Genomic DNA, 15,106 nt, shown 5'->3' on the forward strand with positions numbered 1-15,106 from the left:
TGTGGATAAAACTTGGTAACATTGTGGATTATTTTTCACAGCTTGTGGAAAATTCTTGCTATCTATGGTAAAATAAATCTAGCATTAAACTTTTAAATAGTAAAGGAGGAGAAAGGATTGAAAGAAAAACAATTTTGGAATCGTATATTAGAATTTGCACAAGAAAGACTAACTCGATCCATGTATGATTTCTATGCTATTCAAGCTGAACTCATTAAGGTAGAGGAAAATGTTGCCACTATATTTTTACCACGATCTGAAATGGAAATGGTCTGGGAAAAACAACTAAAAGATATCATTGTAGTAGCTGGTTTTGAAATTTATGATGCTGAAATAACTCCCCACTATATTTTCACCAAGCCTCAAGATACGATTATCCCACAAGTTGAAGAAGCTCCAAATTCAACTCTCTATGACTATAGTCCAAAGTTAGCATCTATTCCTTATTCGGATACTGGATTAAAAGAAAAGTATACCTTTGATAATTTTATCCAAGGGGATGGAAATGTTTGGGCAGTATCAGCAGCCTTGGCTGTCTCTGAAGATTTGGCCTTGACCTATAATCCTCTTTTTATCTATGGAGGACCTGGGCTTGGTAAGACTCACTTACTCAATGCCATTGGGAATGAGATTTTGAAAAATATTCCTGATGCGCGTGTAAAGTACATCCCTGCTGAAAGCTTTATCAACGACTTTCTTGAACACCTGAGACTGGGTGAAATGGATAAGTTCAAAAAGACCTATCGTAGTCTCGATCTCTTGTTAATTGATGATATTCAATCGCTGAGTGGAAAAAAAGTTGCAACTCAGGAAGAATTTTTCAATACTTTCAATGTTCTCCATAACAATCAAAAACAAATTGTTCTGACTAGTGATCGTAGTCCTAAACACTTAGAGGGCCTTGAAGAAAGGCTTGTCACGCGCTTTAGCTGGGGCTTGACGCAAAACATCACACCACCTGACTTTGAAACACGTATCGCCATTTTACAAAGTAAAACAGAGCATTTAGACTACCATTTCCAAAGTGATACCCTAGAATACCTAGCTGGTCAATTTGATTCAAACGTCCGAGAACTTGAAGGAGCAATCAACGACATCACTTTAATTGCCCGAGTGAAGAAGATTAAGGATATCACTATCGATATCGCTGCAGAGGCTATTCGAGCACGTAAACAAGATATTAGCCAAATGCTCGTCATCCCAATTGATAAAATCCAAAATGAAGTTGGTAACTTTTATGGTGTCAGTGTCAAAGAAATGAAGGGAAGTAGACGTCTTCAAAATATTGTGTTAGCCCGTCAAGTGGCTATGTATTTATCTAGAGAACTAACAGATAATAGTCTTCCAAAAATTGGGAAGGAATTTGGGGGAAAAGATCATACAACAGTCATTCATGCCCATGCCAAAATTAAATCTTTGATTGATGAAGACGATAATTTACGTTTAGAAATTGAATCAATCAAAAAGAAAATTAAATAACTTGTGGATAACTTTTACTTTATTATCTTTTTTATCCACATTTTTTAAACAAACCAAAAAACTTGATATTACTTGTTTAAAGTCTGTTTTCCACAGATTTCACAGACTCTATTATTACTATTATCCTTCTAATACTAAAAATAAATAAAGGAGAATCCATGATTCATTTTTCAATTAATAAAAATTTATTTCTACAAGCCTTAAATACTACTAAGAGAGCTATTAGCTCTAAAAATGCCATTCCTATTTTATCAACCGTCAAAATTGACGTAACCAATGAAGGTGTTACTTTAATTGGTTCAAATGGTCAAATTTCAATTGAAAATTTTATTTCTCAAAAAAATGAAGATGCTGGTTTGTTAATTACTTCTTTAGGTTCGATTCTTCTTGAAGCTTCTTTCTTTATCAATGTAGTATCTAGTCTACCTGATGTGACTCTTGATTTTAAAGAAATTGAACAAAATCAAATTGTTTTAACCAGTGGCAAATCAGAAATTACCTTAAAAGGAAAAGATAGCGAACAATATCCACGAATTCAAGAGATTTCAGCAAGCACTCCTTTAATTCTTGAAACAAAATTACTAAAGAAAATTATCAATGAAACAGCCTTTGCTGCAAGCACACAAGAAAGTCGTCCGATTTTAACAGGTGTTCATTTTGTATTGAGTCAACACAAGGAGCTAAAAACAGTGGCAACAGACTCTCATCGTCTAAGCCAGAAAAAATTAACTCTTGAGAAAAATAGTGATGATTTTGATGTTGTCATTCCTAGCCGTTCTCTACGCGAATTTTCAGCAGTATTTACAGATGATATCGAAACTGTAGAGATTTTCTTTGCTAATAACCAAATCCTCTTTAGAAGCGAAAATATTAGCTTCTACACTCGTCTCCTAGAAGGAAACTACCCTGATACAGATCGTTTGATTCCAACAGACTTTAATACTACTATTACTTTTGATGTTGTAAACTTACGCCAGTCAATGGAACGTGCTCGTCTTTTATCAAGTGCTACTCAAAATGGTACTGTGAAACTTGAAATTAAAGATGGGGTTGTTAGCGCCCATGTTCACTCTCCAGAAGTTGGTAAAGTAAACGAAGAAATCGATACTGATCAGGTTACTGGTGAAGATTTGACTATTAGTTTCAACCCAACTTACTTGATTGATTCACTCAAGGCTTTAAATAGCGAAAAGGTGACCATTAGCTTTATCTCAGCTGTTCGTCCATTTACTCTTGTGCCAGCAGATAATGAAGAGGACTTCATGCAACTTATCACCCCAGTTCGTACAAATTAAGTGAAAGAGGTTGAGCCTAGCTCGCCTCTTTTATGATATAATCGAAAAAGAAAAGGAGAGTAATATGTATCAAGTTGGAAATTTTGTTGAAATGAAAAAACCACATGCTTGCACAATCAAGTCAACAGGAAAAAAAGCTAATCGTTGGGAAATTACACGTGTAGGAGCAGATATCAAAATCAAATGTAGCAATTGTGACCATGTTGTCATGATGGGGCGCTATGATTTTGATCGAAAAATGAATAAAATTATTGACTGAGAACCCTTAGTTAGAGTGTTAGCAAGTTTTCCCTTTTTGTGTTATAATATTAGGGATTGAAATGAAAAGGGAGAATGAGAAAATATGGCTTTAACAGCAGGTATCGTTGGTTTGCCAAACGTTGGTAAATCAACACTATTTAATGCAATTACAAAAGCAGGAGCAGAGGCAGCAAACTACCCATTTGCGACGATTGATCCAAACGTTGGAATGGTAGAAGTTCCAGATGAACGCCTACAAAAACTAACTGAAATGATTACTCCTAAAAAGACAGTTCCAACAACATTTGAATTTACAGATATCGCAGGAATTGTAAAAGGAGCTTCAAAAGGAGAAGGGTTAGGTAATAAATTCTTGGCCAATATCCGTGAAGTAGATGCGATTGTTCACGTAGTTCGTGCTTTTGATGATGAAAATGTCATGCGCGAGCAAGGACGTGAAGATGCCTTTGTGGATCCACTTGCAGATATTGACACCATTAACCTGGAATTGATTCTTGCTGACTTAGAATCGGTTAATAAACGTTATGCGCGTGTAGAAAAGATGGCACGTACGCAAAAAGATAAAGAATCAGTAGCCGAGTTTAATGTTCTTCAAAAGATTAAACCAGTCCTTGAAGATGGGAAATCAGCTCGTACAATCGAGTTTACAGATGAAGAACAAAAAGTTGTCAAAGGTCTCTTCCTTTTGACGACTAAACCAGTGCTCTATGTTGCTAATGTGGACGAGGATGTGGTTTCAGAACCTGACTCTATCGACTATGTTAAACAAATTCGTGAATTTGCAGCGACAGAAAATGCTGAAGTAGTTGTTATTTCTGCGCGTGCTGAGGAAGAAATTTCTGAGTTAGACGATGAAGACAAGCAAGAGTTTCTTGAAGCACTTGGTTTGACAGAATCAGGCGTTGATAAGTTGACTCGTGCAGCTTACCATTTGCTTGGACTGGGAACTTACTTCACAGCTGGTGAAAAAGAGGTTCGCGCTTGGACCTTCAAACGTGGTATGAAGGCTCCTCAAGCAGCTGGTATTATCCACTCAGACTTTGAAAAAGGATTTATTCGTGCAGTAACCATGTCATATGAGGATCTAGTGAAATACGGATCTGAAAAGGCTGTAAAAGAAGCTGGACGCTTGCGTGAAGAAGGAAAAGAATATATCGTTCAAGATGGCGATATTATGGAATTCCGCTTTAATGTCTAAAAAAATTAATGAATAGTGTCAATTAGGTTGGAAAAAAATTCCAACCCTTTTGGCTTTTGAAAGGAAAAATAAATGACCAAATTACTTGTAGGATTAGGAAATCCAGGAGATAAATATTTTGAAACAAAACATAATGTTGGTTTTATGTTGATTGATCAACTAGCGAAGAAGCAGAATGTCACTTTTACACACGATAAGATATTTCAAGCTGATCTAGCATCTTTTTTCTTCAATGGAGAAAAAATTTATCTTGTCAAACCAACGACCTTTATGAATGAAAGTGGAAAAGCAGTTCATGCTTTATTGACTTACTATGGTTTGGATATTGAAGATTTACTCGTCATTTACGACGATCTTGACATGGAAGTTGGAAAGATTCGTTTAAGAGTAAAAGGATCAGCAGGTGGTCATAATGGTATCAAGTCTATTATTCAACATATAGGGACTCAGACCTTTAATCGTGTTAAGATTGGAATCGGAAGACCTAAAAATGGCATGTCGGTTGTTCATCATGTTTTGAGTACATTTGACAAGGATGATTATATCGGTATTTTACAGTCTATTGACAAAGTTGACGATTCTGTAAACTACTATTTACAAGAGAAAAACTTTGAAAAAACGATGCAGAGGTATAACGGATAAATGGTGACCTTATTAGATTTATTCTCAGAAAATGATCAGATAAAAAAATGGAATCAAAGTTTAACAGATAAGAAAAGACAACTAATACTTGGTTTATCAACGTCTACTAAAGCTCTTGCAATTGCAAGTAGTCTAGAAAAAGAAGATAAGATTGTGTTATTGACGTCCACTTATGGAGAAGCAGAAGGACTTGTTAGTGATCTTATCTCTATCTTGGGTGAGGAACTTGTTTATCCATTTTTGGTAGATGATTCCCCTATGGTCGAGTTTTTGATGTCTTCACAAGAAAAAATCATCTCACGGGTTGAAGCCTTACGTTTTTTGACTGATTCATCTAAGAGAGGGATTTTAGTTTGTAATATCGCAGCAAGTCGATTGTTTTTACCTTCTCCGACTGGATTTAAAGAAAGCATTATAAAAATTGTAGTTGGTGAAGAATATGACCAAAACGCACTTATGCATCAGTTAAAGGAAATTGGCTATCGAAAAGTTACGCAAGTACAAACTCAAGGCGAATTTAGTCTGCGAGGAGATATTTTAGATATTTTTGAAATATCCCAGTTAGAACCTTACCGAATTGAGTTTTTTGGTGATGAAGTCGATGGTATTAGATCATTTGAAGTCGAAACACAATTATCGAAAGAAAATAAGACAGAACTCACAATCTTTCCAGCTAGCGACATACTTTTGAGAGAAAAGGATTATCAACGAGGACAGTCAGCTTTAGAAAAACAAATTTCAAAAACGTTATCACCGATTTTGAAATCCTATCTAGAAGAAATTCTTTCAAGTTTTCACCAAAAACAAATACATTCAGATTCACGGAAGTTTTTATCTTTGTGCTATGAAAAGACATGGACTGTCTTTGATTATATTGAAAAAGACATACCAATATTCTTTGATGATTATCAAAAATTAATGAATCAGTATGAAGTATTTGAAAGAGAATTAGCACAATACTTTACAGAAGAATTACAGAACAGTAAAGCATTTTCTGAGATGCAGTATTTTGCTGATACAGAGCAAATCTATAAAAAACAGAGTCTGGTTACCTTTTTCTCTAATCTGCAAAAGGGGTTAGGAAATCTCAAGTTTGACCAAATTTATCAATTTAATCAATATCCTATGCAGGAGTTTTTCAATCAATTTTCTTTTCTAAAAGGAGAAATTGAGCGATACAAAAAAATGGATTATACTATTATCCTGCAGTCTAGCAATTCAATGGGAAGTAAAACATTGGAGGATGTTTTAGAGGAATACCAGATTAAATTGGATTCTAGAGATAAGTCAAGTGTTTGTAAAGAATCTGTAAATTTAATCGAGGGTAATCTCAGACATGGTTTTCATTTTGTAGATGAAAAGGTTTTATTGATAACTGAACATGAGATTTTTCAAAAGAAATTGAAACGTCGTTTTCGAAGACAACATGTTTCAAACGCAGAGAGATTAAAAGATTACAATGAACTTGAAAAAGGAGATTACGTTGTTCACCATATCCATGGAATTGGTCAATATCTAGGGATTGAAACAATTGAAATCAAAGGGATTCACCGTGATTATGTTAGTGTTCAATACCAAAACGGGGATCAAATCTCTATCCCAGTGGAACAGATTCATCTACTTTCCAAATACGTTTCAAGTGACGGTAAAGCACCTAAACTCAATAAATTAAATGATGGTCATTTCAAAAAAGCCAAGCAAAAAGTTAAGAACCAGGTAGAGGATATAGCTGACGATTTAATTAAACTTTATTCTGAACGCAGCCAGTTGAAGGGTTTTGCTTTCTCAGCTGATGATGAGGATCAACATGCTTTTGATGATGCCTTCCCTTATGTTGAAACGGATGATCAACTTCGTAGTGTTGAGGAAATCAAGAGAGATATGCAGGCTTCTCAGCCAATGGATCGACTTTTAGTTGGGGATGTTGGTTTTGGAAAGACTGAAGTTGCTATGCGTGCAGCCTTTAAGGCAGTCAATGATCACAAACAGGTTGTCGTTCTAGTTCCGACGACGGTTTTAGCGCAACAGCACTATACGAATTTTAAGGAACGATTCCAAAATTTTGCAGTTAATATTGATGTGTTGAGTCGCTTTAGAAGTAAAAAAGAGCAGACTGAAACACTTGAAAAATTGAAAAAGGGTCAAGTTGATATTTTGATTGGAACCCATCGTGTTTTGTCAAAAGATGTTGTGTTTGCTGATTTGGGCTTGATGATTATTGATGAGGAACAGCGATTTGGTGTCAAGCATAAGGAAACCTTGAAAAAACTGAAAAAACAAGTAGATGTCCTGACCTTGACAGCAACGCCAATTCCTCGTACCCTTCATATGTCTATGCTGGGAATCAGAGATTTGTCTGTTATTGAAACTCCGCCGACTAATCGTTATCCAGTGCAAACCTATGTCTTAGAAAAGAATGATAGTGTGATTCGTGATGCTGTCTTGCGTGAAATGGAGCGTGGAGGTCAAGTTTACTATCTTTACAATAAGGTTGACACGATTGATCAGAAGGTTTCCAAATTACAGGAGTTGATTCCAGAGGCTTCGATTGGGTATGTTCATGGGCAAATGAGTGAAATTCAGTTAGAAAATACTCTACTGGATTTCATTGAAGGTCAGTATGATATTTTGGTGACAACTACCATTATTGAGACAGGGGTGGACATTCCAAATGCCAATACTTTATTTATTGAAAATGCGGACCATATGGGCTTGTCAACCTTGTATCAGTTAAGAGGAAGAGTCGGTCGTAGTAATCGTATTGCTTATGCCTATCTCATGTATCGTCCAGAAAAATCAATCAGTGAAGTCTCCGAGAAGAGATTAGAAGCGATTAAAGGATTTACAGAATTGGGCTCTGGATTTAAGATTGCAATGCGAGATCTTTCGATTCGCGGAGCAGGAAATCTTTTAGGAAAATCCCAGTCTGGTTTCATTGATTCTGTTGGTTTTGAATTGTATTCGCAGTTATTAGAGGAAGCTATTGCTAAACGACATGGTAATGGGAAAACAAGAACCAAAGGTAATACCGAATTGATTTTACAAATTGATGCTTATCTTCCTGATACTTATATTTCAGACCAACGACATAAGATTGAAATTTATAAAAAAATTCGTCAAATTGACAATCGTGTCAATTATGAGGAGTTACAAGAAGAGCTGATGGACCGTTTTGGAGAATATCCAGATGTGGTTGCTTATCTTTTAGAGATTGGTTTAGTCAAGTCATATTTGGACAAGGTCTTTGTTCAACGTGTGGAAAGAAAAGAAAATAAGATTACAGTTCAATTTGAAAAAATTACTCAGCGATTGTTCTTGGCTCAAGATTATTTTAAAGCTTTATCCGCAACGAACTTAAAAGCAGGCATCGCTGAGAATAAGGGATTAATGGAAGTTGTATTTGATGTTCGAAACAAGAAGGACTATGAAATTTTAGAAGGTCTGCTCATTTTTGGAGAAAGTTTATTAGAGATAAAAGTGTTGAAAGAAGGCAATTCCTTTTAACATTTTTCTTCTATAAAGGGGATAAAAATGGTACAATAATAATTTGAGGTAATAAAAATGAGATTAGACAAATATTTAAAAGTATCAAGAATTATCAAGCGTCGTACAGTCGCAAAAGAAGTAGCAGATAAAGGCAGAATTAAGGTAAATGGAATTTTGGCTAAAAGTTCAACGGACTTGAAAGTTAATGACCAAGTTGAAATTCGCTTTGGCAATAAGTTGCTACTTGTAAAAGTACTGGAGATGAAAGATAGTACAAAAAAAGAAGATGCAGCAGGAATGTATGAAATTATCAGTGAAACACGGGTAGAAGAAAATGTCTAAAAATATCGTACAATTGAATAATTCTTTTATTCAAAATGAACACCAACGTCGTCGCTATCTGATGAAGGAACGACAAAAACGTAATCGTTTCATGGGTTGGGTTCTTATTTTGATGATTTTATTGTTCATTTTACCAACTTATAATCTTGCTCAAAGTTATCACCAATTACTCCAAAGACGTCAACAGTTATCAGACTTGCAAACTCAGTATCAAACCTTGAGTGAGGAAAAGGAGAAAGAGACAGCTTTTGCCACAAAGTTGAAAGATGAAGATTACGCTGCTAAATACATGCGTGCAAAATATTATTATTCTAAGAATCGGGAAGCTGTTTATACGATTCCTGACTTGCTCCCAAGGTGATGAAATGGAAAATTTATTAGACGTAATTGAGCAATTTTTGAGTCTATCGGATGAAAAACTAGAAGAGTTGTCTGATAAAAATCAATTATTGCGTTTACAAGAAGAAAAGGAAAGGAAGAATGCGTAAGTTCTTAATTATTTTGTTGCTACCAAGTTTTTTGACCATTTCAAAAGTTGTTAGCACAGAAAAAGAAGTTGTCTATACTTCGAAAGAAATTTATTACCTTTCACAATCTGACTTTGGTATTTATTTTAGAGAAAAATTAAGTTCTCCAATGGTTTATGGAGAGGTTCCTGTTTATGCAAATGAAGATTTAGTGGTAGAAACTGGAAAATTGACTCCCCAAACAAGTTTTCAAATAACCGAGTGGCGCTTAAATAAACAAGGAATTCCAGTGTTTAAGCTATCAAATCATCAATTTATAGCTGCGGACAAACGATTTTTATATGATCAATCAGAGGTAACTCCAACAATAAAAAAAGTATGGTTAGAATCTGATTTTAAACTGTACAATAGTCCTTATGACTTAAAAGAAGTGAAATCATCCTTATCAGCTTATTCGCAAGTATCAATTGATAAGACCATGTTTGTAGAAGGAAGAGAATTTCTACATATTGATCAGGCTGGATGGGTAGCTAAAGAATCAACTTCTGAAGAAGATAATCGGATGAGTAAAGTCCAAGAAATGTTATCGGAAAAATATCAGAAGGATTCATTTTCTATTTATGTTAAGCAACTGACTACTGGAAAAGAAGCTGGTATCAATCAAGATGAAAAGATGTATGCGGCTAGTGTTTTGAAACTCCCTTATCTTTATTATACGCAAGAAAAAATAAATGAAGGTCTTTATCAGCTAGATACGACTATAAAATACATATCTGCAGTCAATGATTTTCCAGGTTCCTATAAACCAGAAGGAAGTGGTAGTCTTCCTAAAAAAGAGGATAATAAAGAGTATTCTCTAAAGGATTTAATTACGAAAGTATCAAAAGAATCTGATAATGTAGCTCATAATTTATTGGGATATTACATTTCAAACCAATCTGATGCCACATTTAAATCCAAGATGTCTGCTATTATGGGAGATGATTGGGATCCAAAAGAAAAATTGATTTCTTCTAAAATGGCTGGGAAGGTCATGGAAGCTATTTATAATCAAAATGGATTTGTGCTAGAGTCTTTGACTAAAACAGATTTTGATAATGAGAGAATTGCCAAAGATGTTTCTGTTAAAGTAGCTCATAAAATTGGAGATGCGGATGAATTTAAGCATGATACAGGTGTTGTCTATGCAGATTCTCCATTTATTCTTTCTATTTTCACTAAAAATTCTGATTATAATACGATTTCTAAGATAGCCAAGGATGTTTATGAGGTTCTAAAATGAGGGAACAAGATTTTTTAAATCATTTTCTCAAGAAGGAATATTTCAAAAATCATGCTAAGGTGGTGCTAGCTCTTTCTGGTGGATTAGATTCTATGTTTCTATTTAAGGTATTATCTACTTATCAAAAAGAGTTAGAAATTGAATTGATTCTAGCTCATGTGAATCATAAGCAGAGAGTAGAATCAGATTGGGAAGAAAAGGAATTAAGGAAGTTGGCTGCTGAAGCAGAGCTTCCTATTTATATCAGCAATTTTTTAGGTGAATTTTCAGAAGCGCGTGCTCGAGATTTTCGTTATGATTTTTTTCAAGAGGTCATGAAAAAGACAGGTGCGACAGCCTTAGTCACTGCCCACCATGCGGATGATCAAGTGGAAACTATTTTAATGCGTTTGATTCGAGGTACTCGTTTGTGCTATCTATCAGGAATTAAGGAGAAGCAAATAGTCGGAGAGATAGAACTTATTCGTCCCTTCTTGCAATTTCAGAAAAAAGACTTTCCTCCAATTTTTCACTTTGAAGATACATCAAATAAGGACAATCATTATTTTCGCAATCGTATTCGAAATTCTTATTTACCAGAATTAGAAAAAGAAAATCCTCGATTTAGAGATGCAATCTTAAGCCTCGGCAATGAAATTTTAGATTATGATTTGGCAATAGCTGAATTATCAAAGAATATTGATGTAGAAAATTTAGAGCAGCTATTGTCTTACTCTGAGTCTACACAAAGAGTTTTACTTCAAACTTATCTGAATCGTTTTCCAGATTTGAATCTTACAAAAGCTCAGTTTGAAGAAGTTAGACAAATTTTAAAAACTAAAAGCCAGTATCGTCATCCGCTTAAAAATGGCTATGAATTGATAAAAGAATATCAACAGTTTCGGATTTGTAAAATCAGTCCTCAGTCTGATGAAAAGGAAGATGAACTTGTGTTACACTATCAAAATCAGGTATCTTACCAAGGTTATTTATTTTCCTTTGGACTTCCTTTAGAAGGTGAATTAATTCAGCAAGTACCTGTTTCACGCGAAACATCAATACACATTCGTCATCGAAAAACAGGAGATTTTTTGATTCAAAATGGGCATAGAAAAAAACTCAGACGTCTATTTATTGATTTGAAAATCCCTATGGAAAAGCGAAAATCATCTCTGATTATTGAGCAATTTGGTGAAATTGTCTCAATTTTGGGAATTGCGACCAGTAATTTGAGTAAAAACACGAAAAATGATATAATGAACACTGTACTTTATATAGAAAAAATAGATAGGTAAAAAAATGTTAGAAAACGATATTAAAAAAATCCTCGTTTCACACGATGAAATTACAGAAGCTGCTAAAAAATTAGGTGCTCAACTCACTAAAGACTATGCAGGAAAAAATCCAATCTTAGTCGGGATTTTAAAAGGATCTATTCCTTTTATGGCTGAATTGGTCAAAAATATTGATACACATATTGAAATGGACTTTATGATGGTTTCTAGCTATCATGGTGGAACAGCAAGTAGTGGTGTCATCAATATCAAGCAAGATGTGACTCAAGATATTAAAGGAAGACATGTTCTATTTGTAGAAGATATTATCGATACAGGTCAAACTTTGAAGAATTTGCGAGATATGTTTATTGCAAGAGATGCAGCTTCTGTTAAGATTGCAACCTTATTGGATAAACCAGAGGGACGTGTTGTAGAAATTGAGGCTGACTATACTTGCTTTACTATCCCAAATGAGTTTGTAGTAGGTTATGGGTTAGACTACAAAGAAAATTATCGTAACCTTCCTTATGTTGGAGTATTGAAAGAAGAAGTGTATTCAAATTAGAAAGAACAATTTTTAATGAAAAAACAAAATAATGGTTTAATTAAAAATCCTTTTCTATGGTTATTACTTATTTTTTTCCTAGTTACAGCTTACCAGTATTTTAGTACAGGTAGTGTTGCAGGGAAAAGTGAGCAAATTAATTATACAGAATTGGTAAAAGAAATTGCCGATGACAATGTAAAAGAATTGACTTACCAACCAAATGGCAGTGTTATCGAAGTTTCAGGTGTCTATAAAAATCCTAAAACAAGTAAAGAAGAAACAGGTATCCAGTTCTTTTCTCCTTCTGCTACAACAGTAGAGAAATTTTCAAGCATCATTCTTCCTTCAGATACGACAGTATCTGAATTGCAAAAACTTGCTTCTGACCATAAAGCGGAAGTAACTGTTAAGCATGAAAGTTCAAGTGGTATGTGGATTAATATTCTTGTATCCATTGTGCCATTCGGTATTCTTTTCTTCTTCCTCTTCTCGATGATGGGAAATATGGGAGGAAATAATAGCCGTAACCCGATGAGTTTTGGACGTAGTAAGGCTAAAGCTGCAAATAAAGAAGATATTAAAGTAAGATTTTCAGATGTTGCTGGAGCTGAGGAAGAAAAACAAGAACTAGTTGAAGTTGTTGAATTTTTAAAAGATCCAAAACGATTTACAAAACTTGGAGCCCGTATTCCAGCAGGTGTTCTGTTGGAGGGACCTCCGGGAACAGGTAAAACTTTGCTTGCTAAAGCAGTCGCCGGAGAAGCAGGTGTTCCATTCTTTAGTATTTCAGGTTCTGACTTTGTAGAAATGTTTGTCGGAGTTGGAGCTAGTCGTGTTCGTTCTCTTTTTGAAGATGCCAAAAAAGCAGCACCAGCTATTATCTTTATCGATGAAATTGATGCTGTTGGACGTCAACGTGGAGTTGGTCTTGGCGGAGGAAATGACGAACGTGAACAAACCTTGAACCAACTTTTGATTGAGATGGATGGTTTTGAAGGAAATGAAGGGATTATCGTCATTGCTGCGACAAACCGTTCAGATGTACTTGACCCTGCCCTTCTACGTCCAGGACGTTTTGATAGAAAAGTCTTGGTTGGTCGCCCTGATGTTAAAGGTCGTGAAGCAATCTTGAAAGTTCATGCTAAGAACAAGCCTTTAGCAGAAGATGTTGATTTGAAATTAGTTGCTCAACAAACTCCAGGTTTTGTTGGTGCTGATTTAGAGAATGTATTGAATGAAGCTGCTTTAGTCGCTGCTCGTCGCAATAAATCGATAATTGATGCCTCAGATATTGATGAAGCAGAAGATAGAGTTATTGCTGGTCCTTCTAAGAAAGATAAGACAGTTTCACAAAAAGAACGTGAATTGGTTGCCTACCATGAGGCTGGACATACCATTGTTGGTTTAGTCTTATCGAATGCTCGTGTTGTTCATAAAGTTACCATCGTACCACGTGGACGTGCCGGCGGATATATGATTGCACTTCCTAAGGAAGACCAAATGCTTCTTTCTAAGGAAGATATGAAAGAGCAATTGGCTGGCTTAATGGGTGGACGTGTAGCTGAAGAAATTATCTTTAATGTCCAAACTACAGGAGCTTCAAACGACTTTGAACAAGCGACACAAATGGCGCGTGCAATGGTTACAGAGTACGGTATGAGTGAAAAACTTGGCCCAGTACAATATGAAGGAAACCATGCTATGTTTGGTGCACAGAGTCCTCAAAAATCAATTTCAGAACAAACAGCTTATGAAATTGACGAAGAGGTTCGTTCATTATTAAATGAAGCACGAAATAAAGCTGCTGAAATTATTCAGTCAAACCGTGAAACTCACAAGTTGATTGCAGAAGCATTATTGAAATACGAAACATTGGATAGTACGCAAATTAAATCTCTTTACGAAACAGGAAAGATGCCTGAAACCGTAGAAGAGGAATCACATGCATTATCTTATGATGAAGTGAAGTCAAAAATGAATGACGAAAAATAACCCTGAGAGAGGCATGTCCTCTCTTTTTTGTGCAGTTTAGACGGTGTAGGGAACAGAATGGGGGAAATGGGACAAAAGTGTTTCTGAATCTGTTAAACTGTATCTAGAAAGGGGAACATAATGTTTAAAGAATTGTATAAAGAAGTCCAGGGAATTGTATATAAGAGTAGAAAGGAATATTACTTGCATTTATGGGAGCTATCGGATTGGGACCAAGAGGGGATGATTTGCTTGCATGAATTGATTAGTAGAGAAGAAGAGCTAGTAGAAGATCTTCCACGCTTACGTAAATATTTCAAAACTAAATTCCGTAATCGCATTTTAGACCATATCCGTAAACAAGAAAGCCAGAAGCGTAGATATGATAAAGAACCTTATGAAGAAGTAGGTGAGATCAGTCATCGTATCAGTGAGGGAGGTCTCTGGATAGATGATTATTATCTCTTTCATGAGACACTAAGAGATTATAGAAACAAACAAAGTAAAGAGAAACAAGAAGAGTTAGAACGCGTCTTAAGACATGAACGCTTCCGAGGGCGTCAAAGAGTATTAAGAGACTTACGTATTGTGTTTAAGGAGTTTGATATCCGTACTCGGTAAGAAGCTATGCAAAAAAAATGAAAAAAGATAAAAAAAGGTGTTGACAAAGTATGAAAAGTCGGTATAATAGTAAGAGTTGAAAATAACAGCTCCGGTCCGTTGGTCAAGGGGTTAAGACACCGCCTTTTCACGGCGGTAACACGGGTTCGAATCCCGTACGGACTATGGTATGTTGCGGATGGAACACTTGATGAAAAAAGTTCAAAAAAGTTTCAAAAAAGTGTTGACAAGAAAAAGCAGCTGTGATATACTAATATAG

Annotated in this window: 14 protein-coding genes and 1 tRNA gene; all 15 read left to right on the forward strand. The window is 35.3% G+C overall.

Translation table 11 applies throughout. The features are described from left to right. The first annotated feature begins 117 nt into the window (after positions 1-117). The 15 genes from dnaA (at position 118) to SK637_RS00070 (ending at position 15,012) form a co-directional block, all read left to right on the forward strand. Positions 118-1,479, forward strand: a complete 1,362-nt coding sequence (dnaA, locus tag SK637_RS00005) for a chromosomal replication initiator protein DnaA (protein WP_033689618.1) — start codon at positions 118-120, stop codon at positions 1,477-1,479. 158 nt (positions 1,480-1,637) lie between these two features. Beyond that, positions 1,638-2,774, forward strand: coding sequence for a DNA polymerase III subunit beta (gene dnaN / locus SK637_RS00010; RefSeq protein ID WP_033689620.1), 1,137 nt, complete (start codon positions 1,638-1,640; stop codon positions 2,772-2,774). A gap of 64 nt (positions 2,775-2,838) precedes the next feature. Then, positions 2,839-3,033: a DUF951 domain-containing protein gene (locus tag SK637_RS00015; protein WP_000285186.1), complete on the forward strand. Its 195-nt coding sequence runs from the start codon at positions 2,839-2,841 to the stop codon at positions 3,031-3,033. An 84-nt stretch (positions 3,034-3,117) separates the two neighbouring features. Continuing rightward, on the forward strand, positions 3,118-4,233 hold the full coding sequence (ychF, locus tag SK637_RS00020; RefSeq protein WP_004269823.1) for a redox-regulated ATPase YchF: 1,116 nt from the start codon (positions 3,118-3,120) through the stop codon (positions 4,231-4,233). Between the two features lie 72 nt (positions 4,234-4,305). Next, positions 4,306-4,875: an aminoacyl-tRNA hydrolase gene (gene pth, locus SK637_RS00025; RefSeq protein ID WP_033689622.1), complete on the forward strand. Its 570-nt coding sequence runs from the start codon at positions 4,306-4,308 to the stop codon at positions 4,873-4,875. Beyond that, positions 4,876-8,379, forward strand: coding sequence for a transcription-repair coupling factor (mfd, locus tag SK637_RS00030; protein ID WP_033689625.1), 3,504 nt, complete (start codon positions 4,876-4,878; stop codon positions 8,377-8,379). A 57-nt stretch (positions 8,380-8,436) separates the two neighbouring features. Next, entirely contained in the window at positions 8,437-8,703 is a 267-nt protein-coding gene (locus tag SK637_RS00035; RefSeq protein ID WP_001234978.1) for an RNA-binding S4 domain-containing protein, read from the forward strand. Beyond that, positions 8,696-9,064, forward strand: a complete 369-nt coding sequence (locus SK637_RS00040; RefSeq protein ID WP_000041905.1) for a septum formation initiator family protein — start codon at positions 8,696-8,698, stop codon at positions 9,062-9,064. The genes SK637_RS00035 and SK637_RS00040 overlap by 8 nt, the downstream gene beginning before the upstream one ends. A 4-nt stretch (positions 9,065-9,068) precedes the next feature. Then, entirely contained in the window at positions 9,069-9,191 is a 123-nt protein-coding gene (locus tag SK637_RS10215; RefSeq protein WP_020902316.1) for an SP_0009 family protein, read from the forward strand. Continuing rightward, the gene (locus tag SK637_RS00045; protein WP_033689627.1) at positions 9,184-10,452 is read left to right on the forward strand and encodes a serine hydrolase; all 1,269 of its coding nucleotides are present in this window, start codon (positions 9,184-9,186) and stop codon (positions 10,450-10,452) included. Before SK637_RS10215 ends, SK637_RS00045 begins: the two co-directional genes overlap by 8 nt. After that, positions 10,449-11,726 (forward strand): tRNA lysidine(34) synthetase TilS, encoded by a 1,278-nt coding sequence (gene tilS, locus SK637_RS00050; protein ID WP_033689629.1) that lies wholly within the window; start codon positions 10,449-10,451, stop codon positions 11,724-11,726. Before SK637_RS00045 ends, tilS begins: the two co-directional genes overlap by 4 nt. 4 nt (positions 11,727-11,730) lie before the next feature. Then, on the forward strand, positions 11,731-12,273 hold the full coding sequence (gene hpt / locus SK637_RS00055) for a hypoxanthine phosphoribosyltransferase (protein WP_033689631.1): 543 nt from the start codon (positions 11,731-11,733) through the stop codon (positions 12,271-12,273). A 15-nt stretch (positions 12,274-12,288) separates the two neighbouring features. Beyond that, complete coding sequence (gene ftsH / locus SK637_RS00060; RefSeq protein ID WP_033689632.1) at positions 12,289-14,247, forward strand: ATP-dependent zinc metalloprotease FtsH; 1,959 nt, start codon at positions 12,289-12,291, stop codon at positions 14,245-14,247. Positions 14,248-14,367: 120 nt separating this feature from the next. Next, on the forward strand, positions 14,368-14,847 hold the full coding sequence (locus SK637_RS00065) for a hypothetical protein (protein ID WP_033688066.1): 480 nt from the start codon (positions 14,368-14,370) through the stop codon (positions 14,845-14,847). Between the two features lie 93 nt (positions 14,848-14,940). After that, positions 14,941-15,012, forward strand: a tRNA-Glu gene (locus SK637_RS00070). Positions 15,013-15,106: the final 94 nt, after the last annotated feature.

This window comes from Streptococcus mitis, from assembly GCF_000722765.2.
GTDB classification, from domain to species: Bacteria; Bacillota; Bacilli; order Lactobacillales; family Streptococcaceae; genus Streptococcus; species Streptococcus mitis_AQ.

What these genes read in the sequence shown, in the direction of transcription:
- SK637_RS00045 (WP_033689627.1), top strand. Translation starts at nt 9,184, where the DNA reads ATGCGTAAGTTCTTAATTATTTTGTTGCTACCAAGTTTTTTGACCATT.
- SK637_RS00015 (WP_000285186.1), top strand. Translation starts at nt 2,839, where the DNA reads ATGTATCAAGTTGGAAATTTTGTTGAAATGAAAAAACCACATGCTTGC.
- ychF (WP_004269823.1), top strand. Translation starts at nt 3,118, where the DNA reads ATGGCTTTAACAGCAGGTATCGTTGGTTTGCCAAACGTTGGTAAATCA.
- dnaN (WP_033689620.1), top strand. Translation starts at nt 1,638, where the DNA reads ATGATTCATTTTTCAATTAATAAAAATTTATTTCTACAAGCCTTAAAT.
- ftsH (WP_033689632.1), top strand. Translation starts at nt 12,289, where the DNA reads ATGAAAAAACAAAATAATGGTTTAATTAAAAATCCTTTTCTATGGTTA.
- SK637_RS00065 (WP_033688066.1), top strand. Translation starts at nt 14,368, where the DNA reads ATGTTTAAAGAATTGTATAAAGAAGTCCAGGGAATTGTATATAAGAGT.
- hpt (WP_033689631.1), top strand. Translation starts at nt 11,731, where the DNA reads ATGTTAGAAAACGATATTAAAAAAATCCTCGTTTCACACGATGAAATT.
- SK637_RS00040 (WP_000041905.1), top strand. Translation starts at nt 8,696, where the DNA reads ATGTCTAAAAATATCGTACAATTGAATAATTCTTTTATTCAAAATGAA.
- pth (WP_033689622.1), top strand. Translation starts at nt 4,306, where the DNA reads ATGACCAAATTACTTGTAGGATTAGGAAATCCAGGAGATAAATATTTT.
- tilS (WP_033689629.1), top strand. Translation starts at nt 10,449, where the DNA reads ATGAGGGAACAAGATTTTTTAAATCATTTTCTCAAGAAGGAATATTTC.
- SK637_RS10215 (WP_020902316.1), top strand. Translation starts at nt 9,069, where the DNA reads ATGGAAAATTTATTAGACGTAATTGAGCAATTTTTGAGTCTATCGGAT.
- SK637_RS00035 (WP_001234978.1), top strand. Translation starts at nt 8,437, where the DNA reads ATGAGATTAGACAAATATTTAAAAGTATCAAGAATTATCAAGCGTCGT.
- mfd (WP_033689625.1), top strand. Translation starts at nt 4,876, where the DNA reads ATGGTGACCTTATTAGATTTATTCTCAGAAAATGATCAGATAAAAAAA.